This window comes from Labrenzia sp. ATLA3, from assembly GCF_057180185.1.
Window position 1 is genome coordinate 678,918 of record NZ_JBXUKV010000003.1, and the last position, 25,250, is coordinate 704,167.

At 61.3% G+C, this 25,250-nt stretch carries 27 protein-coding genes; 14 read left to right on the forward strand and 13 right to left on the reverse strand.

Features of this window, described 5'->3' with window-relative positions; genetic code table 11:
- Nucleotides 1-51 precede the first annotated feature (51 nt).
- Both coaBC and AC2A6O_RS11120 read right to left on the reverse strand, forming a co-directional pair.
- Nucleotides 52-1,278: a bifunctional phosphopantothenoylcysteine decarboxylase/phosphopantothenate--cysteine ligase CoaBC gene (gene coaBC / locus AC2A6O_RS11115; RefSeq protein WP_498926981.1), complete on the reverse strand. Its 1,227-nt coding sequence runs from the start codon at nucleotides 1,276-1,278 to the stop codon at nucleotides 52-54.
- Nucleotides 1,279-1,587: 309 nt separating this feature from the next.
- The gene (locus tag AC2A6O_RS11120) at nucleotides 1,588-2,760 is read right to left on the reverse strand and encodes a penicillin-binding protein activator (RefSeq protein WP_209000990.1); all 1,173 of its coding nucleotides are present in this window, start codon (nucleotides 2,758-2,760) and stop codon (nucleotides 1,588-1,590) included.
- A 240-nt stretch (nucleotides 2,761-3,000) separates the two neighbouring features.
- Here AC2A6O_RS11120 and rsmI point away from each other — a divergent pair, with 240 nt between their 5' ends.
- The 4 genes from rsmI (at nucleotide 3,001) to AC2A6O_RS11140 (ending at nucleotide 5,945) form a co-directional block, all read left to right on the forward strand.
- The gene (rsmI, locus tag AC2A6O_RS11125; protein WP_498926983.1) at nucleotides 3,001-3,915 is read left to right on the forward strand and encodes a 16S rRNA (cytidine(1402)-2'-O)-methyltransferase; all 915 of its coding nucleotides are present in this window, start codon (nucleotides 3,001-3,003) and stop codon (nucleotides 3,913-3,915) included.
- Nucleotides 3,915-4,319, forward strand: a complete 405-nt coding sequence (locus tag AC2A6O_RS11130) for a YraN family protein (protein ID WP_498926985.1) — start codon at nucleotides 3,915-3,917, stop codon at nucleotides 4,317-4,319. Before rsmI ends, AC2A6O_RS11130 begins: the two co-directional genes overlap by 1 nt.
- Nucleotides 4,320-4,572: 253 nt before the next feature.
- Complete coding sequence (gene gshB / locus AC2A6O_RS11135; protein ID WP_023002334.1) at nucleotides 4,573-5,517, forward strand: glutathione synthase; 945 nt, start codon at nucleotides 4,573-4,575, stop codon at nucleotides 5,515-5,517.
- Nucleotides 5,518-5,615: 98 nt separating this feature from the next.
- Nucleotides 5,616-5,945, forward strand: a complete 330-nt coding sequence (locus AC2A6O_RS11140) for an antibiotic biosynthesis monooxygenase (protein WP_498926987.1) — start codon at nucleotides 5,616-5,618, stop codon at nucleotides 5,943-5,945.
- Between the two features lie 536 nt (nucleotides 5,946-6,481).
- Here AC2A6O_RS11140 and hppD read toward each other — a convergent pair.
- Nucleotides 6,482-7,594, reverse strand: coding sequence for a 4-hydroxyphenylpyruvate dioxygenase (gene hppD / locus AC2A6O_RS11145; RefSeq protein WP_498926989.1), 1,113 nt, complete (start codon nucleotides 7,592-7,594; stop codon nucleotides 6,482-6,484).
- Nucleotides 7,595-7,721: 127 nt separating this feature from the next.
- Between hppD and AC2A6O_RS11150 the strand changes: the two genes are divergently transcribed.
- The gene (locus AC2A6O_RS11150) at nucleotides 7,722-8,189 is read left to right on the forward strand and encodes an Lrp/AsnC family transcriptional regulator (RefSeq protein ID WP_148583235.1); all 468 of its coding nucleotides are present in this window, start codon (nucleotides 7,722-7,724) and stop codon (nucleotides 8,187-8,189) included.
- A 4-nt stretch (nucleotides 8,190-8,193) separates the two neighbouring features.
- Here the strand turns inward: AC2A6O_RS11150 and AC2A6O_RS11155 are convergent, their stop codons facing one another.
- Nucleotides 8,194-8,733 carry a hypothetical protein gene (locus AC2A6O_RS11155; protein ID WP_498926992.1) on the reverse strand — a complete coding sequence of 180 codons (540 nt, stop codon included), beginning with the start codon at nucleotides 8,731-8,733 and terminating at the stop codon, nucleotides 8,194-8,196.
- A gap of 151 nt (nucleotides 8,734-8,884) precedes the next feature.
- Between AC2A6O_RS11155 and AC2A6O_RS11160 the strand changes: the two genes are divergently transcribed.
- Nucleotides 8,885-9,628: a tellurite resistance TerB family protein gene (locus AC2A6O_RS11160; protein ID WP_148583233.1), complete on the forward strand. Its 744-nt coding sequence runs from the start codon at nucleotides 8,885-8,887 to the stop codon at nucleotides 9,626-9,628.
- A 159-nt stretch (nucleotides 9,629-9,787) separates the two neighbouring features.
- Here the strand turns inward: AC2A6O_RS11160 and AC2A6O_RS11165 are convergent, their stop codons facing one another.
- The 3 genes from AC2A6O_RS11165 to AC2A6O_RS11175 are packed head-to-tail and all read right to left on the reverse strand — an operon-like array spanning nucleotide 9,788 to nucleotide 12,432.
- Entirely contained in the window at nucleotides 9,788-10,855 is a 1,068-nt protein-coding gene (locus tag AC2A6O_RS11165; RefSeq protein WP_498926994.1) for a TRAP transporter substrate-binding protein, read from the reverse strand.
- Nucleotides 10,856-10,883: 28 nt separating this feature from the next.
- A complete protein-coding gene (locus AC2A6O_RS11170) occupies nucleotides 10,884-11,207 on the reverse strand; it encodes a 2Fe-2S iron-sulfur cluster-binding protein (RefSeq protein WP_148583232.1) in 324 nt (107 codons plus the stop codon).
- Nucleotides 11,208-11,256: 49 nt separating this feature from the next.
- Complete coding sequence (locus tag AC2A6O_RS11175) at nucleotides 11,257-12,432, reverse strand: cytochrome P450 (protein WP_498926997.1); 1,176 nt, start codon at nucleotides 12,430-12,432, stop codon at nucleotides 11,257-11,259.
- 137 nt (nucleotides 12,433-12,569) lie between these two features.
- Between AC2A6O_RS11175 and AC2A6O_RS11180 the strand changes: the two genes are divergently transcribed.
- Nucleotides 12,570-13,517 (forward strand): LysR family transcriptional regulator, encoded by a 948-nt coding sequence (locus AC2A6O_RS11180; RefSeq protein WP_498926999.1) that lies wholly within the window; start codon nucleotides 12,570-12,572, stop codon nucleotides 13,515-13,517.
- Nucleotides 13,518-13,538: 21 nt separating this feature from the next.
- Here the strand turns inward: AC2A6O_RS11180 and AC2A6O_RS11185 are convergent, their stop codons facing one another.
- Nucleotides 13,539-14,642 carry a citrate synthase/methylcitrate synthase gene (locus tag AC2A6O_RS11185; protein ID WP_498927001.1) on the reverse strand — a complete coding sequence of 368 codons (1,104 nt, stop codon included), beginning with the start codon at nucleotides 14,640-14,642 and terminating at the stop codon, nucleotides 13,539-13,541.
- Nucleotides 14,643-14,718: 76 nt separating this feature from the next.
- Here AC2A6O_RS11185 and AC2A6O_RS11190 point away from each other — a divergent pair, with 76 nt between their 5' ends.
- Nucleotides 14,719-15,888 (forward strand): citrate synthase, encoded by a 1,170-nt coding sequence (locus tag AC2A6O_RS11190; RefSeq protein WP_498927003.1) that lies wholly within the window; start codon nucleotides 14,719-14,721, stop codon nucleotides 15,886-15,888.
- A gap of 200 nt (nucleotides 15,889-16,088) precedes the next feature.
- The gene (gene rsgA, locus AC2A6O_RS11195) at nucleotides 16,089-17,183 is read left to right on the forward strand and encodes a ribosome small subunit-dependent GTPase A (protein WP_498927005.1); all 1,095 of its coding nucleotides are present in this window, start codon (nucleotides 16,089-16,091) and stop codon (nucleotides 17,181-17,183) included.
- A 103-nt stretch (nucleotides 17,184-17,286) separates the two neighbouring features.
- On the opposite strand, the gene AC2A6O_RS11200 is transcribed toward rsgA, so the two are convergent.
- Genes AC2A6O_RS11200 through AC2A6O_RS11210 form a run of 3 tightly spaced genes read right to left on the reverse strand, consistent with a single transcriptional unit; the run spans nucleotide 17,287 to nucleotide 18,831 of the window.
- Nucleotides 17,287-17,751, reverse strand: a complete 465-nt coding sequence (locus AC2A6O_RS11200) for a GNAT family N-acetyltransferase (protein WP_498927007.1) — start codon at nucleotides 17,749-17,751, stop codon at nucleotides 17,287-17,289.
- A gap of 6 nt (nucleotides 17,752-17,757) precedes the next feature.
- Nucleotides 17,758-18,603, reverse strand: coding sequence for an isocitrate lyase/PEP mutase family protein (locus AC2A6O_RS11205; protein WP_498927009.1), 846 nt, complete (start codon nucleotides 18,601-18,603; stop codon nucleotides 17,758-17,760).
- A gap of 48 nt (nucleotides 18,604-18,651) precedes the next feature.
- Complete coding sequence (locus AC2A6O_RS11210) at nucleotides 18,652-18,831, reverse strand: hypothetical protein (RefSeq protein WP_498927011.1); 180 nt, start codon at nucleotides 18,829-18,831, stop codon at nucleotides 18,652-18,654.
- Between AC2A6O_RS11210 and AC2A6O_RS11215 the strand changes: the two genes are divergently transcribed.
- A complete protein-coding gene (locus AC2A6O_RS11215) occupies nucleotides 18,830-19,477 on the forward strand; it encodes a pyridoxamine 5'-phosphate oxidase family protein (protein ID WP_498927013.1) in 648 nt (215 codons plus the stop codon). The genes AC2A6O_RS11210 and AC2A6O_RS11215 overlap by 2 nt on opposite strands.
- Here AC2A6O_RS11215 and AC2A6O_RS11220 read toward each other — a convergent pair.
- Both AC2A6O_RS11220 and AC2A6O_RS11225 read right to left on the reverse strand, forming a co-directional pair.
- On the reverse strand, nucleotides 19,471-19,944 hold the full coding sequence (locus AC2A6O_RS11220) for a DUF1203 domain-containing protein (protein WP_498927015.1): 474 nt from the start codon (nucleotides 19,942-19,944) through the stop codon (nucleotides 19,471-19,473). The genes AC2A6O_RS11215 and AC2A6O_RS11220 overlap by 7 nt on opposite strands.
- A gap of 99 nt (nucleotides 19,945-20,043) precedes the next feature.
- Nucleotides 20,044-20,466, reverse strand: a complete 423-nt coding sequence (locus tag AC2A6O_RS11225; RefSeq protein ID WP_148583224.1) for a GNAT family N-acetyltransferase — start codon at nucleotides 20,464-20,466, stop codon at nucleotides 20,044-20,046.
- Between the two features lie 152 nt (nucleotides 20,467-20,618).
- On the opposite strand from AC2A6O_RS11225, the gene AC2A6O_RS11230 reads away from it, so the two are divergent.
- The 4 genes from AC2A6O_RS11230 to AC2A6O_RS11245 all read left to right on the forward strand — a co-directional run bounded on the left by AC2A6O_RS11230 (nucleotide 20,619) and on the right by AC2A6O_RS11245 (nucleotide 25,235).
- Nucleotides 20,619-21,443: a carbon-nitrogen hydrolase family protein gene (locus AC2A6O_RS11230; RefSeq protein ID WP_498927017.1), complete on the forward strand. Its 825-nt coding sequence runs from the start codon at nucleotides 20,619-20,621 to the stop codon at nucleotides 21,441-21,443.
- Nucleotides 21,444-21,573: 130 nt separating this feature from the next.
- Nucleotides 21,574-22,281 (forward strand): molybdate ABC transporter permease subunit, encoded by a 708-nt coding sequence (gene modB, locus AC2A6O_RS11235; protein ID WP_148583223.1) that lies wholly within the window; start codon nucleotides 21,574-21,576, stop codon nucleotides 22,279-22,281.
- Entirely contained in the window at nucleotides 22,274-23,395 is a 1,122-nt protein-coding gene (gene modC, locus AC2A6O_RS11240; RefSeq protein WP_498927019.1) for a molybdenum ABC transporter ATP-binding protein, read from the forward strand. Before modB ends, modC begins: the two co-directional genes overlap by 8 nt.
- Nucleotides 23,396-23,438: 43 nt before the next feature.
- A complete protein-coding gene (locus AC2A6O_RS11245; RefSeq protein WP_498927021.1) occupies nucleotides 23,439-25,235 on the forward strand; it encodes a sensor histidine kinase in 1,797 nt (598 codons plus the stop codon).
- The last annotated feature ends 15 nt before the right edge of the window (nucleotides 25,236-25,250 follow it).

The window sequence follows — 25,250 nt, forward strand, 5'->3', positions numbered from 1 at the left end:
CGACTGCCCCTGCGCAGGCAGGGGCCGCAATCGTGACCGGTTCAATCACGATCAGCTTTGGGTGAGCGCCTCGCCTGCACGCGCGATAATTCGGCGGGCGACCTCGCTCTTGTCCATTTCCGGCCAGTCCTCGACGCCGTCGCGGCTGACAACGCGGATGGTGTTGGCGTCGCCGCCCATGATCCCGGTTTGCGGGCTGACGTCGTTCGCTATGATCCAGTCCGCCTTCTTGCGTTCCAGTTTGCCACGGGCATTGTCGATCAGGTTCTGCGTTTCGGCGGCAAAGCCGATCAGCAGCTTTGGCCGGAGGTCCGCGTGATGGCCGACGGTTGCCAGAATGTCCGGGTTTTCCGTCAGTTCCAGCGCAGGCGGCTTGCCGCTGCCGTCTTTCTTGATCTTCTGGGCGCCCTCGCTTGCAACGCGCCAGTCGGCGACGGCCGCCGCCATGATAGCGATATCCGCCGGCAGGTTGCTTTCCACCGCCTTCAGCATGGCGGAGGCTGACTCGACATGGACGACGGTGACATTGGCCGGGTCCGGCAGGGTCACCGGGCCAGACACCAGCGTCACACGCGCCCCGGCCTCATAGGCAGCCCGTGCCAGCGCATGGCCCTGCTTTCCGGAAGACCGGTTGGCGATATAGCGGACAGGGTCAATCGGCTCATGGGTCGGGCCGGAGGTGATCAGAACATGCTTTCCGGCGAGCGGCAGGCTGCCCGTCTTGATCGCCTCTTCCCGCAGCAAAGCCTCGGCGGCGGCAACGATCTCCAGCGGTTCGCTCATCCGGCCTGTTCCGGATTCGCCCTTTTCCGCCATCTCGCCGGCGGCCGGGCCGCAAAAGGCAATGCCGCGCGTCTTGAGAACGGCCCGGTTGCGCTTTGTCGCCTCGTGCTGCCACATCTTCGGGTTCATGGCAGGGGCAATCAGCACAGGCTTGTCGGTTGCCAGCAGCACCGCCGTCGCCAGGTCGTCGGCAATACCGTGAGCCATCTTGGCCATCAGATCAGCGGTGGCAGGGGCGATCAGGATCAGGTCGTGGTCGCGGGCCAGGCGGATATGGCCGACATCGTGTTCCGCCTGCCGGTCAAACAGGTCGGTGTAGACGGTTTCCGCCGACAGAGCGCCGGCGGCCAGCGGCGTGATGAATTCCTGCGCGCCCTTTGTCATCACCGGGATCACCCGGGCACCGCGCTCCTTCAGCCTGCGGATGAGGTCGAGGGATTTGTAGGCGGCGATGCCGCCGCTGATGATCAGGACGATCTGTTTGCCGCTCAGCATCTTAACTCAGCACTCCCTAGGGTGTGGCCCCATAAATAAGGATGAAATGGTTTGAGGCGGATTGGTCATCGTCAAGGCGCGGAAGCGCAGGAAATGTGGCTCATTTTCAAGCTTTCGCAACGCTGAGGAGGACCAATCCGGTCAAATCCGAAGGACATGAAAATGGCTTCACCGCGTGTCGTCAGCGTGCTTGACCGGGCAGAAAGCCCGCTCCGCGCACACTTCCTAACGCAGTTTCGCCATGTCTCATGCCATTTCATCTTCATTTATGGGGTCACACCCTAGGTCTGTCGATGTCGGCGGTAAAGATCAGAATCCGGTGCGGAAATCCCGCGGCGCCGGAGAAATCACCTGTGTGCCCTGCCCGGTAATCTGATAGACGGCAAGGCCCCGCTGGTTGAGGCCATTGGATTGGAAGCGGAACAATCCGTCAATGCCGATGAAGCCGTCACGATTGGTGATGATGCTCTGCTGGAACCGCTGCTGCCCGGCGGAGCGGATCAGGCCGGCGGCAAGGGTGACGCCATCGTAGACCAGGCTGGCATTGCGCGGCGGCACGGAGCCATATGTGCTCTGATACCGTTGGGCAAACGCCTGGAAACCCTTGTCTTCCGGCCCGGCATACCAGGCGCCGGCAAGCACAGGGTTGTTCTTGACCTGGGGTGAGTCCCACTGCCCGGTTCCAAGCAGCTTCACATTGCCCAGATTGGCGCCCTGGCTGACCAGGGTCTGCACAACTGCCGCAGGCACAGCGCCTCCGGCCGGAACGAACAGGGCATCGGAATTGTTCAGCACGGATTTCAGCGCGGCTGTCTTGGTGACAAGATCGGACGTATCCGAACCGTTCATGGAATAGCGCTGGATCGATGCGATCCGACCGCCCCCGCGGCCGACTTCCTGGCGGAACGCAGCCTCGACGACGGCGCCGTAGGAGCCTTCGGGGATCAGTGCGGCGTAGGAGTGTTTCTTCTGGCTGTTGGCGTAGCTGACAACCCGTTTCACGTCACTTTCCGGCAGGAAGCTGAGCAGGTAAACGCCCCGGGCCGCGACCGATGTGTCCGTCGAAAACGCGATGACGGGAACACCCGTAGCCCGTGCGGCTTGTGCGGCACCGGACACCGCAGGCGAGAACACCGGACCCAGGATCAGTTCCGCACCTTCCGAAATGGCCGCCTGCGCAGCAGCGCGTCCGCCTTCGGCGGTGCCGCCGGTATCTTTCACCAGCAACTGCACATCCGCGCTCGGGAAGTTCTGCAAAGCCAGCGAGGCGGAGTTCTTGAAAACCGTGCCGATGGACGCGTTGCCGCCGGAGCTTGCCAGTGGCAGCAGCAGCCCGATGCGAACCCCGCCCGTGCCGATGATTTCGCCGGTCGGTTGCGGTTGCGCTGTGGGCTGGATCTGGTCGCCCGGAAGCGAGCCGAGCGTCGACCCCATGCAGCCGCCCAGCAGCATCGTGCTGGCTCCAGCCAGCGCTGTTTTCAAGAAAACACGTCTGTGCTGTTGCACGTTGTCGCCCCGTCTTGCACTTGCCATATTTGTCGGTTCACCCTTTGGGAAAGACTTACGTATTCGCTACAGGCCTGTAAAGATTTAGTGGCCTTTCAATGGCATATCGGCGCGATCAACGGTGGATTTGCCTTGCATCGGTTGTATCGAAAGGCTAGCGCAAGGGCGCAAACGAGAGCGAAACGGCAATTCGCGGCAGACAAGAGGGAAGGCGACATGGTCAAGGAAACAGCCGAGCCGGCTGCGGACAGGAACCGCTACAGCCTCTCCGAACATGTGTTCACCGCAGCCAATCTGGAACCCGCGCTCTATATCGTCTCCACGCCGATCGGCAATCTCGGCGATATCACTGTCAGAGCGCTGGAAACGCTGGCCGCGGCAAGCGTGATCGCTTGCGAGGATACGCGGGTCACGGCAACGCTTACCCAGCGGTTTTCGTTGAAAACTCCACTCCTTCCCTATCACGAGCACAATGCCGACAAGCAGCGGCCGAAGATCCTGGAAGCTCTGGCCGATGGCCGGGCCGTGGCGCTGGTGTCTGATGCGGGAACGCCGCTGGTCTCCGACCCCGGGTATCGGCTGGTGCGTGATGTGGTCGCAGAAGGCTACAAGGTCATCCCGATCCCCGGCGCCTCCGCGCCCCTGGCCGGACTGGTCGCGGCGGGTCTGCCGAGCGATACGGTGCTGTTCGCAGGGTTTCTGCCGCAAAAGGGCGGGCCGAAGTCCCGGCGACTGCAGGAGCTGGCCAAGGTGCCGGCGACGCTGGTTTTCTTTGAATCGCCCCATCGTACTGCCGCCACGCTGGCGCTCATGGCCGAGCTCCTGGGAGCTGGACGCGAAGCTGTCGTCGCGCGGGAGCTGACCAAGCGTTTCGAGACCTTCGAGCGCGGCACTCTGGAAGAGCTGAGCGCCCGCTTCGACGGCCAGCAGGTCAAGGGCGAGATCGTTATTCTGGTCGGCCCACCGGAAGACAAGCCCGAGGCCGAGGCGGACGATCTGGATGCCTTGTTGAGCGAAGCTCTCACCGAGATGCCGGTGAGCGCCGCGGCGAAGAAGATCTCAAAGGCCACGGGGCTCGACCGCAACGAGGTTTATAAACGCGCCCTCGAACTGAAGGCGGAAGACGCCTGATGGCACGCGATCCGGGCGGTTCCGGAAAGCCGCCGGCAGAGACGGACCGGCGCCGCCGGGCACATGCGTTGGGCCTATCCGCCGAAACCCTGGCTGCCTGGTATCTGCGCCTCACCGGCTGGCGCATCCTCAAGCGCCGCTACAAGACCAAGGCCGGCGAAATCGACCTCATCGCCAAGCGCCGCAAGACGGTTGCCTTCATTGAGGTCAAGGCCCGCAAATCACGGCAGGCAGCGCTGGAAGCGGTCACGCCTGCCAGCCAGAAACGCATTTCCCGCGCCGCCAGGATCTTCGTCACCGAGCACCCCAAGGCCGGGTTCTTCACCCTGCGCTTTGATGTCATCGTCGTGCGCCCCTGCGCTTGGCCGGAGCGCATCGCGAACGCGTTTCAGGCTTGGGAATAGTTTGGTGCGCTGGTCCCAGGTCTGAGTTTAACATTGGCTGGAGTGTCGAAACCCGGCAACGCTCGCCCGGGATGACGCCGGGTTTGATTGAGAAACGTGACCATTTGCATTTGTCAGGGGAATGACTTTGAAACGAACTCGGATCCTTCTGCCCGCCCCCTCTGGACAAAGCGGACCTCGCACCGCATATCTGGACCAATCGTTCTGAAATCCCAAAGGCGCCGAAGTGGCGCCGCCCGCCGGGAGTTGCCTCATGGCTTTGAAAGTTGCGGTCCAGATGGACCATGTATCGTCCATCAATATTGCCGGCGACAGCGCCTTCGCAATGATGCTGGAAGCGCAGTCTCGCGGACATGAACTCTATCACTACACACCCGACCGCCTGGCGATGCGCGGCGACGAGGTGTTCTGTGCGCTGGAGCCGATTGAAGTGCGCGATGTGAAGGGCGATCACTTCACATTGGGCGAAAAGAGCCGGTTCAACATGCGCGAGATGGATGTGGTGCTGATGCGCCAGGACCCGCCGTTCGACCTCTCCTACATTGCGGCGACCCACATTCTGGAAAAGATCCATCCGGACACATTGGTGGTCAACGACCCGGCAGCCGTGCGCAACGCACCGGAAAAGCTGTTCGTGACCGAATTCGCCGATCTGATGCCGCCGACCCTGATCACCAAGGACAAGTCGGAGATTGATCTTTTCCGGAAGGAATATGGCGACATCGTCATGAAGCCGCTGTTCGGCCATGGCGGTGCGGCCGTCTTCCGCATCACTCAGGACGACCTCAACTACGGGTCTCTGTATGATTTCTTTGCCGCGACCTTCCGCGAGCCCTGGGTCATCCAGCAGTTCCTGCCCAACGTGAAACACGGCGACAAGCGCATCCTGCTGGTCGACGGCCAGTTCGCCGGCGCGGTCAACCGTGTTCCGGCCGCTGGCGACCTGCGCTCCAACATGGTGCGCGGCGGCGCGCCGACCGACAGTGAGCTGACCGAGCGCGAACGCGAAATCTGCGCCCGCCTTGGACCGTCGCTGAAGGAAAAGGGCCTGATCCTGGTCGGGATCGATGTCATCGACGGCAACCTGACGGAAATCAACGTCACCGCCCCCACGGGCATCCGCGCCATCCGCAATCTCGGCGGTCCGGACGTGGCAGGCATGGTCTGGGACGTGCTGGAAGCGAAGGTGAAGGGCTGACAGCCCTTGCCACAAGCCGTGTCCGAATATCCGCTTGACCTCAATTTAAGTTGAGGTTGTAGAGCTGTTTCTCCTTTCAAATCTCAGGGAGAAACAGCATGAAATCGGACACGGACTCCCGGCCCATATACCGCGTCGACCGGTTTGAAGTGCCGCTTGAATCGCGCGACGTTCTGCTGGAACGGCTCACTGTCATTCGCGATCTGCTTCAGAACATCGAAGGCTGCCGCCAGAACCTCGTGCTTGAACAGCCTTCCCGAGAAGGGACGGCGACATTCGTCACCTTTGTCGAATGGCAGAACGAAGAGGTCTTTCTGCAAGCGAAGGCCCGTATAGCGGAAGAATATCGCAAGGTGGCGTTCGACCCGCAGGCCTTCCTGCAGCAAATCGGTGCGAAAGCCGTCATGTCCAACATGAATGCAGTCTGACGCCCTGAGGACATGAACGGAAAATCCTTGGGCGGGCACCCCGCCCATCACCTGCGATCAGACAAAAAAAACCTCCGCATGGGGGCGCGGAGGTGTTAAGAGTTCGTGCTTAGACAATGCAACAGAGGGCCTACTCGGCAGCCTCTGTAAGTAGAACCCGTCCCCACTAGAATCGATCCTGCAGAAAGTGCATTTTGCTTGAATATTTTTTTGCGCTTCTACTTTAGGGTGTCGTTATCACGTTGAAATGAAATGGTTAATCCCTCTCGGTCGGCGCGAAATTATTTTTGAAAAAATTTCGGAAGGACCGATATTTCCCGTGGCAAGGTGCCGGAATCCCGGAATCGAATTTTTGAGCCGCTTCAAGGAGATACGATTCAATCGTCGGATGATCGGTTTCAATAGCGCGGTAATGGCAGGACCGGAACCGGGCCCGAACGGGATTGCTTTGGGCAAGTAACCCAAGGGCATTTGCGCAAGATAAAGGCCGCTCTCCCGAAAGACAGCGGCCAGTGCAGTGCAACCTGAAAGGGCGACTATTCTGCAGCTTCTGTCTTGATGACTCCGCGGCGGATCTGGTCTTCTTCAATCGACTCGAACAGGGCGCGGAAGTTGCCTTCGCCAAAGCCCTCGTCACCCTTGCGCTGGATGAACTCGAAAAAGATCGGGCCAATCACGGTCTTCGAGAAAATCTGCAGCAGGATCTTCGTCATGCCGCCGTCGATGACGCCTTCACCGTCGATCAGGATGCCGTGACGCTTCATCCGCTCGATGGGCTCGTCGTGGCCGTTCACCCGGTCGTAGGACATCTCGTAATAGGTTTCCGGCGGGCCGGGCATGAACTTCAGACCGTTGTCTGCCAAAAGATCCGTGCTCTCGTAGATGTTGTCCGTGCCAACCGCGATGTGCTGGATGCCTTCGCCGTTATACTTCTTCAGATATTCCTCGATCTGGCTGGTGTCGTCCTTGGATTCGTTCAGCGGAATGCGGATCTTGCCGCAGGGGCTGGTGATCGCGCGGCTGACAAGACCGGTGATCCGGCCGTCGATGTCGAAGAAGTGGATCTGCTTGAAGTTGAACAGGTCGCGGTAGAAATCCCACCACTTGTCCATGTTGCCGCGATAGACGTTGTGGGTCAGGTGGTCGAGATAATAGAAACCGACGCCTTCCGGCTTCGGATCGACCTCGCCCAGCCAGGTGAAGTCTTCCGAATAGGCCGAGCCTTTCTCGCCGTAGGTGTCGATAAAGTAGAGCAGCGATCCGCCGATGCCGACAATTGCCGGAACATCCAGGGTCTTGTCATCGCCTTCATAGGGCGTCGCGCCCTTGGCAACGGCATGGTCGAAAGCCTTTTGCGCATCGACAACGCGCCAGGCCATGGCCGGTGCGCAGGGGCCGTGCGTATCGACGAACGTCATGCCGAAGCTGCCCGGTTCGGCATTCAGTACATAGGTGACATCGCCCTGACGATAGAGGGTGATGTTCTTGCTCTTGTGCTTTGCGACCGGGAGGTAACCCATCCTGCGGAACAACGCGTCCAGCTTTTCTGGTTCCGGATGGGAGAATTCGACAAATTCGAATCCATCGGTACCGGCCGGGTTGTCAGACGTGATCTGAGCGGGTGGCGCGTCGTGCGGGAACGGTCCCATGAATGTCCTCCTCGGTTGAATGGGTCAGTGCAGTCAGAATGCCGCGAAGGACGCGCAGCGTGTGTGCGAATCACGTGTTTTCGCGTAAGATGGTGCACGGAAAATGCGAGATACTTTGGAGAACTGCATGACAATTGCGCTGGATAGCTTTGATGTGAAGCTGCTCGCTGCTTTGCAGAACAACGCCGCCCTGACCAATTCCGAGCTGGGCGACGTCATCGGCCTGTCCGCAAGTCAGGTCTCAAGGCGCCGGCAGAAGCTGGAAGACGCGGGTATCATCCGCCGGTACCGGGCAGCGCTGGATCCGGAATCCCTTGGGCTGATGGTGACCGCCTATGTCGGCGTGACGCTTGGCGCGCATTCCAGGGAAAACGCCCGCAAGTTCCGCAACATGGTGACAGCCATGCCCGAAGTGCAGGAGGCTCACACACTGACCGGGGATGTCGATTACATGCTGAAGATCGTGGTGTCGGACCTGAAGGCGCTCAGCCGCATCATCAACGACGAACTGCTGCCCCAGGAGGCGGTTCATCATGTCCGCTCGTCAATCGCCATGGAAACGCTGAAGGACGACAATCTGTTGCCGTTGAAGTGACCCTCTAAAGCCCGAGCCAACCCATGAGGTCGGTCCAGATATCCTTGCGCAGGCCCTTCAGGTCCGGCGCGGGGTTGCCATAAGGGTCGGCCAGGCAGACATCGGAAAATCCGGTCTTGCCGGACAACAGGCATTGCTCGGGTTCGCAGGTGATCGTGTCGGACAGATAGATGCGTTTGCCGGCATAGGTCTTGAATGCAAGCTCCGGTTTGTCCTGTCTCGTCCCCGACGTGAAGACATAGGTTGGAAACTCGCTGCCGCGCGGCTGCCCACGGTCCTGGACGGCGTGGATATACAGCAGCGTTCCGGGAGCATCCTCACGCGAACACCCCTTGATGTTGAAGGCATAAAGATTGCCGGTCGTGCTTTCGCCGGCATCGCCCAGTGCGCGCGAATAAGCTTTCAGAAGATCATTCTGCCAGATCTTGCGATAGGTATCGGCTTCGTCGTTCAGCGACAGGGCGTGCGCGGGTCCACTCCCCAGTGTCCCGGCGATGAGGCAGCACAGCAGGGAAAGACCGCGGATTGAGGAGAGGAAGTTCAAGATTTTCCTCGCTGTTGCCAAGACGAAAGGCGTTGCGGATTGGAGAAGTGTGACGGAGTGTAACGCAAACTTGCGTCCCTTGCAGAAAATCCCATTTGATAAGGCGAACGTGATTGAAGCCGCTCCACGCGGCAATTTTAAGGAGCCGAAAATGTTCGACGCAAAATCCTTGCTGGATCAGTTTCTGGGCACCCAGGGCGGTGGTCAAGCCGGCCAACGCGGTGCGGCCGGGAAAGGCGGGTCCGGTGACCTTCTCTCCCAGGGCAAGGATTTTCTGTCGTCCCAGGGCGGCGGACTGGCGCTCGGAAGTCTTGCCGGCCTGATGCTTGGCAGCAAGAGTGGCCGCAAACTGGGCAAGAAGGCCGTTACCTATGGCGGCCTCGCCCTGGTCGCCGGCCTTGCCTACAAGGCCTACCAGGGCCACAAGGCCAACCAGCAGAATGCGCCGCGCCCGCAGTATCCGGCCGATGATCCGATCCCGGTGGAAGCCCCGCGCGGCACGGCTTTCGATCCGAGCGAACAGCCGGGCGGTGAAAATCAGGCAGCCGTGACGCTGTTGACGGCAATGATTTCCGCTGCGAAGGCCGACGGTCATATCGATCGTGAGGAGCAGGACCGGATATTCGACAAGATCGACGAGGCCGGACTGGACAGTGACGCAAAGGCGTTTCTGATGGACGAACTGCGCTCGCCGCTGGACCTGGACAAGGTGGTTGCCGGCGCAACCTGCGAGGAGACCGCCGCAGAAATCTATGCCGCCTCACGCCTGGCCATTGATCCGGATCATCCTGCGGAAAAGGCATATCTGCAGATGCTCGCGGCCCGGCTCAACCTGGAAGACGGCCTTGTTGACGAAATCGAATATGCTGTCCGCGAAGCCCAGGCGGCGGGCTGACCGTCGCCACGGCGGGTGCAAGAAAACAGGGCTCCCGCAACCTGTTGTCACGGGAGCCCTGCATAACCGGCGCATGCTCTGAAGCCGTCGCAGATCCACTGACGGCACGAGCCAGGAAGCACACAGCCTTGTGGGGCGGCCGCGCACCTCACGGACCGGCTATTTTCCGGTGTTTTCTTCAATCAGTTCGACGGCGCGTTCGTAGAGAGCGGTGCCGTCCATGCCTTTCTCGTCCATCTCGGCAATCCATTTTTCAATCGTCGGCGCGGAAGCGTCCTTCCAGCGGGCCACCTCCTCTGGAGAAAGCACGACGATGTTCGCTCCGTTTTCGATGGCATCCTCGCGAGGCTTGGCATCATCCCGCTGCATCTGACCGCCGGCGAAGCCGGAAAGTTCCAGACCGGAGTTTTTGTCGATGATCGCCTTCAGATCGTCGGGCAGCCCATCGTAGGCAGCCCGGTTCATGCCCAGCACGAAGGTGGCCGTATAAAGCGAGTCGTCTCCGAAGTCCGTGTGGTTGTTGACAAGCTCGTTGATCTTGAGCGCGCCGGTGACCTCCCACGGCACCACCGTGGCGTCGATGACACCCTTGGACAGCGCTTCGGGAACCGCCGGAACCGGCATGCCGACAGGCGTCGCGCCGAGTGAGCTGAACATTTCATTGGTCACCCGCGTCGGCGCCCGCAATTTCACGCCGTTGAGGTCATCCAGTGAATCGATCGGCTCCTTGGAATGGATCAGTCCGGGCCCATGCACCCAGAGCCCCAGAACCTTCATGTCCTTGAAGTCCTGGTCCAGCATGGTCTCTTCCGCCAGTTGCCAGAAGGCGCGTGAAACGGCTTCGGCATTGGTCATGACGAAGGGAAGCTCGAAGACTTCGGTTCTCGGAAAGCGGCCCGGCGTGTACCCCGGCAAGGTCCACACAATGTCCGCGATGCCATCGATGGCCTGATCGACCAGTTCCGGCGGTTTGCCGCCAAGCTGCATCGCCGGGAAATGCTGGAACTCGATCCGTCCCCCGGATTCTTCCTCGATCTTCGCCATCCACGGTTCGAGAATGTTCTTCGGCACGCTGGCTTGCGCCGGCAGCATCTGGTGCAGCCGCAGCGTGACCTCCGCCGCAGCGGCGGGGCCAACGCTGAGGGTCAGCGACAGTGCGGATACCGCAAGCGCCCCAACGGTAACCGCTCCTGCGGCCAGAGACCTTATGGTCCGGTATTTCGACATGACTTCCTCCCTTGATCGAATTGGTCCCTCAGGCCTGCTCGTCCGGCAGATGCACCACCAGCCCGTCGAGGGCACCGGTAAGCTTGATCTGGCAGGACAGGCGCGAGGTTTCGCGCACTTCGGCCGCCGCGCATTCCAGCATGATGTCTTCGCCTTCCGCCTGCGCGCCGGTCTTGTCGCTCCACTCTTCGTCCACGTAGCAGTGGCAGGTGGCGCACATCATGGCGCCGCCGCATTCGGCAAAAATGCCGTCAATCCCGTTGCCGACCGCAGCTTCCATGACGCTGGCGCCTTCATTGGCGTCGATGGTCGTCCGGCTGCCGTCTGGCTGGACGAAGGTAATCTGCACCATGCGCTTCTCCCTTTCGGCGGGTTCTGCCCCGCTCGCTTGTTGCGTTTGCTCAGGTCAATTTGACGGGCAGGTTCAGGGGGCCGCGGAAACCGAAGCCGCTCCAGATCACGTCTTCGGGCCGATCCAGCTTCATGCCTGGAAAACGCTCGAACAGCATCGGCAGCATGATTTCACCAACGGTCCTGCGCGAGATATGAGCACCTGCGCAATGATGCGGGCCGCTGCCGAAAGCCTGATGAGGCGCCTTCTGGCGGAACACGTTGAACGCCTCGCCATCCTCGTAAAGGTCCTCGTCGCGGTTGGCGGAGGCCTGGATGGTCATCAGCGTGACCCCTTCGGGAATGTCGATGCCGTCTATTTGAAGATCCCGCGTTGCCCGGCGGGACGATGCCTGGATGGGCGCCACCCAGCGAACGCCTTCTTCGAAGGCATCCGCCCAGGCGTCCTGCCGCTTGACCTCTTCCAACTGGTCCGGATTGGTCAGCAGCCCATAGATGATGGTCGCGAGCGCGTCGCGTGGCTCGTTGATCCCGCCGCCAATGGCGATCTTGATGTTGGCATAGATCTGGCTTTTGGGGATCGGGTCACGGGCGTTCAGCATGACGGAAAAGGCGGAATTGTTGGGTTCCGCCGTGTGACGGTCAATCAGACTGTCGAACATCGCATCCATTTCGGCATTGGCCGCATCCGACCGGGCGAACGGTTCGTCCGCGAAGCCGAAGTTGCCGGCACCGTCGATCAGCACCTGCGACCAGCGCTGCATATCGGCGTCGCTGACTTCGTCGAGGCCCAGAATATGCGCCAGAATGCGTGCTGCCACCGGTCCGCACAGGGCGGTGAATAGGTCGACCGTTTCGCCTCTTGGCAGCCGGTCGAGATAGTCGGCGGCAATCTTCCGGTAGAGATCGGCCCAATCGGTCTTGATGACCTTCGGCGAGAACGCCGGCTGCATGGCCATGCGCTCGCGCCGGTGCTCATCGCCGTCCTTGCGCATCAGCGTGTGGGCAAGAAAGGCGCGCCGCATCGGTGTCACAGGATCGTCCGAACTGTAAAGCTCGGGATCGTCCTTCACCATTTTGGTGTGTTTCGCCTTGGTCAGGAAAATACGGTTTGCCGCCGGAACCTGAACGATCGGCGTTTCCGCCCGCATCCGCTTGTAGATCGGATAGGGATCGCGTCTCAGCTCATCAAGCGTCAGCGTTTTGTCGACGGGTGCGACTGCCATCTGCCATCTCCTCCCAAAGCCGGCAACTCGCCAAGTTAATCGAGTGGCTTAAAATCAAGCAATACGATTGACTTTATAGTTGTCATCGAATTTTTTGATTTTACCCGGATCTGAAATGCCGGTTCGGGACTTGGGAGATGGTGCAGATGCAGGCCGATCCGTTGGATGTCGATTTTCGGGCGTTGCAGGTTCTGGTCTGGGTGCACCAGCTTCGGTCTTTCACGCGGGCTGCGGAAGAGCTCGGCATCAACCAGTCGGCCGTCAGCTACACCATCAACAAGCTGCGGGGCGTGTTTCAGGATCCGCTGTTCGTTCGTCAGGCGCGCCGGCTGCACCCGACACAGCGGTGCGAGGATATCGTCCATCAGGCCAAGCGGCTGACGGCGGAGTTCCGGCAACTGGCCGCCCCGCCGGACTTCGATCCGAAGACGGCCTCGCAAACCTTCACCATTGCCTGCAATTTCTATGAACGGGTGCTGATCATTCCGGAGATCGTCCATTTTCTGAAACGCGAAGCGCCGAATCTGGATCTCGAAATCATTGACGCGTCGGGGATCGGCCATGAGCGCCTGTTGCGCAACGAGGCGGATCTCCTGATCGGTCCCTTCGAGCGCCCGGACCCGCATTTCTACAGGCGTGATCTCTATCAGGACCGCTACGTCTGCCTGCTCGATCCGGAGCATCCGAAAGCCGGGTCATCGCTGAGCCTGGAAGATTATCTGGATCTCGACCACGTGCTCGTCACCTATGGCGGTCAGTGGCGGTCCCGTTACATCATCGAGCTTGAGCGCATGAACAAGGACTTGAAAGTCGCCCTGCGCGTGCCGAGCCCGGCAGGGCTTGAGCGTCTGGTAGCCGGATCGCACCTCGTCGCCACGGTGCCGGAACGGCTGTCCCTGTCCGTTGCGGAGGGGCTTCGTGTGGTGCCCTGCCCGGTTCAGACGTCGGTGACGATCAGCCTCGCCTGGACCACGCTCAATCATCGCGCACCGCTGCACATGTGGGTGCGAGAGATGGTTTACCGGCTGAATACAAAATCCCGGAAGACGGACGATCCGCCTTCCGGGCGTGGCGCTTTTCAGTGAAAGACACTCAACCGGTCTCGATCACGCAGGCATCGGCCCCACATAGTGCGACGACGGCCGGATCAGCTTGCCTGTTTCCTGCTGTTCCAGAACATGGGCGCACCAGCCCGGTGTCCGGCCGACAGCAAACAGCGGCGTGAACAGGCTGCGGTCAACCCCAATCGCATCCAGCAGAACCGCCGTATAGAACTCCACATTGGTTTCCAGCGGGCGGTCCGGCTTGGCGATTTTGAGGGCGGCCAGGGCCGCCTGTTCGATTTCCTCCGCAAGGCGCACTTTCGGATTGCCGGCTCCAAGCAGACGCAGACCTGCCTTCAGGACGTCCGCACGCGGATCCCGCGTCCGGTAGATCCGGTGACCGAAACCCATGAGACGTTCCTTGCGCGCCAGCGCCTCACCGATCCAGGCGGCGGCGTTTTCCGGGCTGCCGATGGCATCGATCATATCCAGCACGGGGCCTGGTGCACCGCCGTGCAGCGGCCCGCTGAGCGCACCCATCGCGCCAAGCACGGCCTGTTTCAGGTCCGTCTGGGTCGACCCGATCACGCGGGCCGTAAAGGTGGAAGCGTTCAGTCCGTGGTCAAGGATGGTCACCAGATAGCGGTTCAGCGCTTCGGCATGGGCCGCAGGCGGCAGTTCTCCGCTCAACATGCGCAGAAGGTCCGTTGCGGTTTCCAGTGTGCTGTCCGGTGCGATCGGGCTCTGGCCGCCGGCAATCCGATGCGACGCCGCCAGAAAGACGGGCAACGCGCCGCAGATCGCAATTGCGTCGGGCAGGCCGGTGGACAGGGGCAGAGCGGTCAGACCGAGCTGCATGCGTTCATAGACGCTGAGGCTGGACGGTGCGGCTTCAAGAACCGGCATGACGGCAAAGGCGGCCCGCCGGGCGTCGCCGAAGGCCGTGCGCAGGCGAGAGGCCCCGGGCACGTCGAATTCCTGCCACAGGTGCCGGACAGCGTCTTCGAAGCTCAGCTTTCCGGCCAGATCTTCAATGTGGCGGCCATGGAGGATGAGGACACCCTTTTGGCCGTCGACATGGCTGAGCTTGGTGGTGGCGGCGACGACGCCCTCCAAACCGGCAATCGGGTCCGGTGTCATCCGGGCGGGATTTGGCGCTTCTGTCATGGCTATCTCCTTATCTATGCCCGCCAGATAGTAAGAAGCGATTGCATTGATCAATGTTGATAATTAAAATCAATACATGTCCAAGCCGATTTATCTTTCCGCCCGTGAGGCCGCCGCTGAACTCGGTGTTCAGCCCGCCACGCTCTACGCCTATGTCAGCCGGGGGCTGATCGCCTCCGTTGCTGGTCCGGGCAAGCAGCGCCGCTACGATGCGGCGGACGTGCGCCGCATGAAGGGTCGCAAGGCCGCCGACGACCATTCCGGCGCCCGGCCGCTGACCGGTGACCCGGTGCTGGAAACCGAATTGACACTGATTTCGGAGACGGGGCCGGTCTACCGTGGCCGGTCTGCGGTCGATCTGGCGCAAACCTCGACGCTGGAAACCGTGGCAACCCTGCTGTGGGCGTCGCAGGACGATCCCTTCGCCGAAAGCGCGCCGCTGCCGCCGCCGGAATTGCCGCAAGGTCTTGCGCCGCTGGACAGGCTCATGGTCGCGCTCGCCGCCTGGCCGCTGCAGGACAAGGCCGCCTACACCCAGGCGCCCAAGCTTTTGCAGGTCAAGGGCGCGGCCCTGTTGCGCTATGCGGTGGCAGCTCTCCTCAACGCCGATCCGGTCGACGTGCCGATCCACACGCAGATCGCCAACGCCTACGGTGTGTCGTCTTCGGCAAAGAACGTGATTCGGGCGGCGCTGGTCCTGTGTGCCGACCACGAACTCAACACCAGTGCCTTCGCAACCCGCTGTGCCGCCTCCACCCGCGCGCCCCTGCACGCAGCCCTGATTTCAGGTCTCGGGGCCTTCGCCGGTCCGCGTCATGGTGCGGCATCCGACAGGACAACAGCCTGGCTCTCGGAGGTCGGGCCTGACACCGACATCGAAACCATGCTCTCGGACCGGTTGAGCCTGGGCGAACCCCTGCCCGGCTTCGGCCACACCATCTACAGGGGGCCGGATCCGCGCGCCTCATGCCTGCTCGACGTCCTCTATCGCAGCGAACCGGCAAATCCTTTTGTGCAGCGGCTGACGGGATTGATATCGGTTGCGCACGATCTCTTCGGCGAAGCGCCGAACATCGACTTCGCCCTGGCCGCGACACAAAAGACCTTTGGCCTGCCGAAGGACGCCGGGAAGATCATCTTCTGCGCTGGCCGCATGGCCGGCTGGATCGCCCATGCGCTGGAGCAATACGCCGCGCCGGAGCAGATCCGGCCACGGGCGGCCTATGTCGGCGAGCGCCCGGAATAAGAGGGCCCGTTGTCGGGGAAAGCTTGTATCGGCTTTTGTTTGCGACTACCTAAAAGAGGCGTCTTGCGAGGCGCCACCCATGGAGATTGGATGTCAGAGATTGCGTGAGCAGGCTCTCTGAAGATCAGAGAGCCTTGAATACATGAACCGGTGCCTCAACGGGCGCCCGATGACGTGTGTTTAATTCACGAGACAATCTCATGGTACGGAACTATTCCGCCTTCTTTCCTTCACGCCCGAAAACCAATGGGCCGGACAAGATCCTATCGCCGCTGCAGACGCTAGGATGGCAAGTCTTTTTCGCGCAACAGATCAGTTCCGACGAACTGACGGCAACGCCGCCTGTGCGGGTGGTCGAAGTTCATCGAAACGCCTTTCATGTGGTCGGCGAGAGCATCGACGAGACGATCCTGCCCGTAAGGGACGCGACCGTAGGCGACTGGCTGCTGCTGGACAGCGCCCATCCGGCATCAAGCCGGGTGCTGGACCGGCTGAGCCTGCTCAAGCGCCGCGCACCGGGAACGGATCGCCAGATCCAGCTTATCGCCGCCAACATCGATACGGTTTTCGTGGTGTCCTCCTGCAATCAGGATTTCAACATCGCCCGTCTGGAGCGATACATCGCGCTCGCCCTGGAAGCAGAGATTGCTCCTGTAATCGTCCTGACCAAATCCGATCTGGCGACCGATCCGGAAAACTATGTCGATCAGGCCCAGGCGATTTCCAGTGCGGTTCCGGTTGTGACGCTGGACGCGCGCGGTGACGAGCCGGGCGTGAAACTGGCGGACTGGTGCAAACCGGGCAAGACGGTCGCCTTTCTGGGGTCGTCCGGCGTCGGCAAGTCGACCCTTGCCAATGCCCTCTCCGGCACGGAAGACATCGCCACACAGGCCATTCGTGAAGACGACGCCAAGGGTCGTCACACGACGACCCATCGGCAGCTTCACGCGGTGCCGGGCGGCTGTCTGGTGCTGGATACGCCGGGCATGCGGGAACTTCAGCTTACCGATGCGGCTGCGGGGATCGATGATCTGTTTTCCGATGTGTCCGGCCTTGCCGCCCGGTGCCGTTTTTCGGACTGCCGGCACGAAACGGAACCCGGCTGTGCGGTTCGGGCAGCGCTCGAGGACGGAACCCTCGAAGCCGGAAGGCTAGCGAGATGGCGAAAACTGAAGGCGGAAGAAGCCTTCAACTCTGCCAGCCTGGCCGAACGCAGGTCCAAGGACCGGGCATTCGGCAAGATGGTGCGCAATGCCATGAAGGAGAAAAAGCAGAAAACCAGGGGCCCGGAGTAGCTGGTCGCGAGGGCTGCGGCGCAGGCAAGATGATCAAATGCAGGGCCGGGGTCCGCCCGGTCCTGGATTGATGTCCTCCTGCGCTTCAGGAACGGCAGAGCGGTCACAGCGACAACCGCATATGAACGATCCGCTTGTCACCGCGCTGTTCTTCATGGGTCTCAGCGAACCCCGCCCGCTGGTACCAGGCCCGGTTCTCATGCATCAGGATGTTGGTATAGAGCCGGATTTCGGCCAGTTGCAGGTCCGCGGCGCGTTGCCGTGCAAAATCCAGCAACTGCCGTCCATGGCCCTTGCCCTGCTCGGCGGGATCGACAGCGATGCTCTCTATGAGAAGATGATCCGGTTGCCTGACCAGCACGAGGCTTGCGGCAAGAGCGTTGCCGGAGCGTAGAACCCACACCTCGTCATTGCGTACATGAGCGGCATAATCCGCGGTCATGGGCACCGGCACGGCGCCGATGACCGGGATATAGTGTTCGTAGGCGCGCCGGGCGAGTTCGCGCAAAGCTTCGGCACCCCCGGACTTTGCCCGAGTGAGGCCATTTGGGCCGGACAGGGCGTCCATGCCGTGTCAGGGCCTCGCCTTCATGAAGGATTCAAAATCGGGAGCTCCCTCCGGCATGGTTTCGGTTCTGTCGAAACAGCCGAACGTCCCGCCGTCCTTCATGTCTTCTGCAGCGGAAATAAAGGCGTGATAGGCAAGCCGGGCCAGGCCCGCCCCGATGGACACGCGGGTAACCCCCATGTCGCCCAGCTCCTTGCGGGTCAGGTGAAAGTCCTTGCGGCCGGCCAGAATATTCACCGGCGCACTGACCTTGGCCAGAACCGCGGTGATCTGGTCCTTGTTCTTCAGTTCCGGTGCGTAGACGCAATCAGCGCCCGCTTCGGCGAAAGCGTTGAGCCGCTTGATCGTCTCGTCAAGCTCATGCTGCGTCTGCACGGGGCCTTCGCTGCGGGCGGTCAGGACGAAATCCGGCGCGAGCCGCTTCTTGACATCCGCGGCCGCCTTGATCCGCTCCACCGCCAGCTCCAGATCGTAAAAAGGATGCTTCGGGTCGGTGGAGTAATCCTCGATGGAGCAGCCGGCGAGGCCAACCTCGATCGCCCCCTTGACCGTCGCCACCACGTCGTCCGGGCTGTCGCCAAACCCGTTTTCCAGATCACCGTTCACCGGAACGCTGGTGGCGGCGATGATATCGGCCGCATGACCGAGCGCATCGTCCCGCGTGATCAGCCCTTCGGCATCCTTCACCCCTTGAGTCCAGGCATATCCGGCACTGGACGTGGCCATCGCGTCGAACCGCAATCCATCCAGGATCCGGGCTGTGCCTATGTCGAAAGGATTGGGCATCAGAAACGCCCGCCCTCTTTCGTGAAGGGCTTTGAAGGCGGCGCGGCGTTTGGCTGGGGTTGGCATGGCCGTATCTCCCTAAAGTGGCATGTGCATTTAGATTACCGTTTAAGTTTAAATCGGCAATGCGATCCCTTTATGATGGGTGCGGGAATGCGCTGGTAAGATCCAGTTTAGCCAGATTAAGGGCGCCAGTTCGGAAAAAGGCTGGTTCCAGCGAAACACCTTGTTTTTGTGGACCCCGCGCCGTTTGATGGTGAAGACGCCAGCAGGCAGATCCAGGGAGGTAGCCATGCCGGAAGATCCCACGACACTTGCAGATTTCAGCGATCTGATAACAACGGTCGAACAGCTCGAAGCCCATGCCGGAACAGCACCTGAGAAGGTGAAAGTAAAGGAGGTAACGGCGCTGGATGACCTGTGCCGGCAGTTCATTGCACGCTCCCCTTTCTGCCTGATCGCGACGGCTGATCCGCAGGGCGTGATCGATGTCAGCCCCAAGGGAGACCCGGCCGGCTTTGCCAATGTGGTGAGCGACACGCTGCTGGCGATCCCCGACCGTCCGGGAAATCGCCGCCTCGACAGCTACCACAATCTGCTGAAGGACCCGCGCGTCGGGCTGATTTTTCTGATCCCGGGCAAGGGCGAGACCCTGAGGGTTTCGGGCGAGGCTCGCATCGTTCGCGATGCCTGGCTTCTGGAACAGATGGAAGTGGAAGGCAAACGACCCTCAATGGCGCTGGCAGTGCAGGTCACCCGGGCATTCATGCATTGCCCCAAGGCCATGATCCGCTCGAAGATCTGGCAACCGGAAAGCTGGCGCAACGCTGACGATCTTGGCGACATCGGTGATGCGATGATCCGGCACGGCAAGCTGAAACAAACCCCGGAAGCGCTTCTGGAAGAAGCCACCTCCGAAGGTTTGCTCAGGCTTTACTGATCGGCTTTTGCGGTACGTATGACCTTTGCCGCGTAGCAGCCCCGGCGTGCAAAATGCAGGTGAATGTAGTCGACATGCGGGTTTTCGAAGAAGGACGCGATGACACCGGCAAGCTCGCGGCCCTCGACGACTTCAGCGTCAACAATCTCGTCGGCCCGGTTGAAGGCGCGCACAGACAACAGGCGTTTTGCCACGGCATCGGGAATCGTGTCCGGATCCGGATGGTATTCTTCCGCGCCCTCGGCAACAAAGATCGCGTGCCGGGACCGGTAGGGGGATGCGCCCGGCTGATGTTCGAAATTCATGAGATAAACCCGGGTGCCTTTTGCAGCATCGGCAAGCGAAACGCGGCAGGGAAATGCGCCGTCCGAAATGTGCACCTGAATGCCTTCCTGCGCGAGTTCTGCGTCGCTCAGGCTGTTGAGGTGGGTGAACGCGGAGGCGGGAAGGGGCTCGATCTGAAACATGATGTTGTCTCCTCAAAGGTTGTGAGAAGACCCTAGGCCTCCAGAAAGCCCGAAACGACCCGATTTGCGAGCGCAACATTTTTCCCCGTCGCGCCTCTGTCAGGCCGTGTCTTTACGCCCCGCCCGTCGCGCCATGCCGAGGGATCTCGGCGCCGTTTCCTCAAAGCCGAACTGGGCATAGAGCGCATTTGCCGGCACATCGGCGATCAGGCTGACATAGGTGGACGGCGGAAACGCGCTTTCGATGTGGTCGGTCAGGGCTGCCATGATGCGCTTGCCGAGGCCCTGCCCCTGATAGCCGGGCAAGACGGCTATATCCGTTACCTGGACAAAACAGCCGCCGTCGCCGATGAGACGGCCCATGCCGATTGCTTCATTGCCGTCATAAAGCATCACGCAAAAAAGACTGTTCTTCAGGCCGATTTCCGCAGCTTCCCGCCCGTAGCCGCTCAGTCCGGAACTGACCCGCAGGCGCAGATAGGTCTCGACATCGGGGATGCGGGTTTTCAAGGTGATTGTCATGCAGGGTCCTGGAAGCGGCTGCAAGAAAGGAGGGAAGATGAGCCTAGCCGATCGCATCACGGCTGGCCACCATCAGGCCGGGTGCACAGGCAGACAAGTCGATTGACTGTCGGTCTTGGCCATGTCTCCATGGCGCCAACCGGGAGACCAACGTGACAATAAAGATTGCCGCCGCCCAGACGTTCGTTACACCGGATATTACCGAAAACGGCCACGCTATCCGCAGAATGCTTCGCGTTGCCTCGAAGGAAAACGTCCGGCTGGTGGTGTTCTGCGAGGGGGCTCTTTCAGGATATTCGAAGGCGCAGGTCACGTCACCGGAAGACTGGCGGCGCTTCGACTGGCCTCTGCTTGAGGCTGAAATCGATCTGATCGGTCATCTGTGTCGGGATCACGGCGTCTATGCAGTCTTCGGCGCGGCTCATCCCGTCTCGGAAAACAAGCACCCTCATAACAGTCTTTACGTAGTGTCGGATCGGGGAGAGATCGCAGGCAGATACGACAAACGGTTTCTTTCAAACAGCGAGGTTGGCGGCTGGTACACGCCGGGCAGCGATCCGCTCACGGTCGATATCGACGGATATCGGTTCGGGTTCGCCATTTGTATCGAGGCGGCCTTTCCGGAGGTTTTTTCAGCCTATGAGCGCCTGAATGTGGATGCGGTTCTGTTTGCCTCCTACGGCATTACACCGCAATTCAGGCTGGCGCTGCAGGCATCCGCCTATACCAACTGCCTCTGGATTGCGGCTGCAACGCCTGCCCAGACGGCACACAAGGGGCCTGCATTCGTCTGCGGTCCGGAAGGGGACCTTGTCGCTGAAGCTGCGTCCGGTAGGGAAGAGGCCCTGGCCATCGCGCTTCTGAGTAAGGAAGACCCGGCCTACGAAATCGCCTTGAATAAGGCCCGGCCGTGGCGGCGGAAGGCAAGGAACGGCGCCATCTACGACGCGAAACGCGCGGCGGATATCGACTATTGACCCCAAGTCTGCCGATTGACATCCATGGCCGCACGCAAAGGATTTCTTGCCTTCCTGCTGCGTTCTAACCGATAACGGCAGGTGGCTGAGGACAATTGGCCGCGTACCGGAACGAACAGACTGAGCAGCCGTGGATTTTTTCAATCTTCAGCCAGCGGAATGGCAGGCCCTTCTCTTGACCCTCAAGGTCGCTTCTGCCGCCCTCGTCGTTGCGCTGCCGCTTGCTGTTCTGATGGCCTTCGTGCTTGCCCGTTACAGGTTCACCGGTCATGGCGCCGTCAACGCTCTTGTGCATTTGCCACTGGTCTTGCCACCGGTCGTCACGGGCTACGTGCTGCTGCTGACTTTTGGCCGAAAGGGCCCGGTCGGCTCGTTTCTGGACAGTGTCTTTGGCGTCACCTTCGCCTTCAACTGGACCGGCGCCGCGCTCGCTGCCGGTGTGATGGCCTTTCCGCTGATGGTGCGGCCCATCCGCCTTTCCTTCGAAGCTGTCGACCCGAAACTGGAAGAGGCGGCCAAGTCGTTGGGCGCCTACCGCCTGACAGCATTCCTTACGGTCACTCTGCCTCTTGCGCTTCCCGGCATTCTGGGCGGCGCCATCCTCGGCTTTGCCAAGGCCATGGGTGAATTCGGCGCAACCATCACTTTTGTCTCCAACATCCCTGGGGAAACCAGAACCCTTTCGCTGGCCCTTTACACTGCCACCCAGACGCCAGGTGGTGAGCTGGCTGCCTTTCGTCTGACGCTGATCGCGGCCTTTGTTGCCTTTGCGGCATTGATAGCGTCCGAAGCGTTTGCACGCAGGCTGCGCGCGCGCATGGGGGGTGGTCATGCTTGATGTCGACATCAAGGGTCGTATCGGTCAGCTGGATCTTGAAGCCCGCTTCGACAGCGGCAGCGGAGTGACATCCCTCTTCGGTCAGTCCGGAGCCGGCAAGACGACCCTTACCAACATGATTGCCGGGCTTCTCAAGCCGCTCAGCGGCCATATCGCCGTCAATGGCACAGTGCTGTTCGACGCGGAAAAAGGCATCGACCTTCCGGTTCAGGCACGCAGGATCGGCCACGTCTTTCAGGATGCCCGGCTGTTCCCGCATCTGAGCGTCGCCTCCAACCTGACTTATGCGCGCTGGGCGGGCCGCAGACCGGGCACACGGGACATGGCCGAGGTGGTCGATCTGCTGGGGTTGGGCGGGCTTCTGGAGCGCAAGCCCGGAACGCTTTCTGGCGGCGAGAAGCAGAGGGTGGCCATCGGCCGGGCGCTGCTGTCGGACCCGCGACTGCTGATCATGGACGAGCCGCTGGCCAATCTCGATCAGGCGCGGCGCAACGACATTCTGCCCTATCTGGACCGTCTGTGCGTGGAAGCGGGGATCCCGATCCTCTATGTCAGCCATTCCATCGAGGAAGTGGCGCGCCTGTCGAATACGCTCGTGATCCTCTCCGATGGTCGCACGCCGGCTTTCGGGCCAGTGGCCGACATGCTCGCCCGGACAGACCTTGGCCGGGCAACCGGCCGTCATGAGGCCAGCGCGCTGCTGGAAGGCACGGTTACCAGATACGACCCGGACTGGGGGCTGACCGATGTCGATATCGGCGGAGCCATCCTTCAGATTCCGGACATGGCCGCTGTGCCCGGCGACGCGGTGCGCTTGCGCATCCGGGCCAGAGACGTCGCTCTGGCCGTCGTGCCGCCGGAAGGCCTGTCCATCCGAAACGCCTTCCCGGCGACGATCAGCAGTATCTCCAGCGAAAAAGGTCCTTATGCGGAAATCCTGTGTTCCGCCAGCGGTCAGGTGCTGCGCGCCCGCATCACCCGAGCATCCGTCGCCGATCTGGATCTTTACACGGGCAAGGACGTGACGGTTCTGATCAAGAGCGTTGCCATCGACCGGCGCCAGCGTGCCCCGGCTCTGGCGGATGCTGCCACTGGGGAGAACGCCGCTGGTTAATGCTCCGGCTTCACGCGGCGCGTGGCTTGTTTATACTGACGCTATGTTGCGCAAGAACAAGCGCCGGACCTGGCGCAGGCTGAAGATCGGTATCGGAGCGGCGGCGATCGTGTCGACGCTCGCCTTGATGTGGCTGACAGGGCTTGCCAGCTTGCGGATCTCGCTTGCAGAAGTGGAAACCGGTGCACGGGCGAATCTTGCGGTTCAGACCGCCGTTCTGGAAAGACTTCTCGACAAGTTCCGTCTGCTGTCACCGCTGTTGGCACGAAGTCCGGACATCGGACAATTGCTGATCAAATCCGGCACGCCGGAAGATCCCGGCATCGCCGCAATCGCCGCCGGCATGTCGGGGGCGGAAGAAATCTGGCTGATGGACCGGCAGGGCAAGGTCGTGATTTCAAGCCAGGATGGTGTTCCGGTCGGTTCGTTCGGCGGGTCGGAACGGATCGGAGAGGCTTTCGAGCAGGCCTTGCAAGGCCAGCTTGGCCGGGAGCTTATTCCCGGCACCCCCGAGGCGGTCTCGAATTACGTGTTCGCGTCGCCCATGCGCAGGAACGGCGCTGTTGTGGGTGTGCTCGCGGTTCGGGTCTCTCTGGAAGATGTCGAGCAGGCCTGGGCCCTCAGCAAGGAACCGCTGGTCGCACTGGATGGCAACGGCCAGATCGTTGTCACCAATGTTCCGGCATGGCGTGGCAAGCACATGGACGAACTTTCGCTCGGCCGTGATATTGCCGACATGCCGATGGCGGAGCGCATCGAGGTGCTGCTGCCAGTGTCCCAGACCTCAGACTATTATCTGCAACTGACCGAGGATCTTGCCGTTCTGGGCTGGCAGGTCAGAACCCTGGTAACGGTGGAGGAGGCGCGCCTGCGCTCCGGCTGGGCCATGCTTGTCGCGCTTCTGGTGTGTGTGATTGCCACCGGTGGGGTCGCCATCCTGATCGTCCGCCGGGAAGAATTCATGCGTCAGGAGCGGCGCAACCGGGCAAGCGCGCTGCGTCTGGAGCGTCGCGTTCAATCGCGGACATCCGATCTGCGCCGCACCAACGTTCTGCTGGAACAGGAAGTGGCCGAACGCGAGCAGGCGGAAGCCGACTTGCGCCTGGCCCAGGCCGAACTCGTGCAGGCCGCCAAGCTGGCCACACTCGGCCGGATGTCGGCGGCGCTCAGTCACGAATACAATCAGCCTCTGGCGGCCATCCGCTCCGATGCGGAAGTGGCGGGCATGCTGATCGAACGGGGGCGGGCGGACGAGGCGCTCGGCAATCTGTCCCGGATCGAAGGCATGGTCAGCCGCATGGCTGAAATCGCCAAGACGTTGAAAGGCTTCACGCGCAAATCCGGCACGGACATCAAGCCCGTGTCCCTGCGCCAGGTGATCGACGAGGCAACTCTGCTGCTGCAGCCTCACATCAAGCAGAGCAAAGTGCACCTCGACCTGTCTCTGCCGGCCGAGGACATCATCGTCAAGGGTGGACGCATCCGGCTGGAACAGGTGGTCATTAATCTCCTGTCCAACGCACTGGATGCGGTCAGCGGCAACGCCGTCGCGTTAGCCCGACCCGAAGTGCGTCTGGAGCTGAAGCAGGAGGACGGTGAGGCGGTGCTGACGATCAGCGACAACGGCCCCGGCATCGATGCCGATGTCCTGCCGCAGATCTTCGATCCGTTCTTCACCACCAAGGATGTCGGCGCCGGGCTTGGGCTGGGCTTGTCGATTGCCTACAAGATCGTTCATGACTTTTCCGGATCGCTGAAGGCGGCAAATCGCGAGGGCGGCGGTGCGGTTTTCACCATGCGCCTGCCAGTGGCCGACGAGCATGTTCTTGCAGCGGAATGAAACGAGAGAGACGTT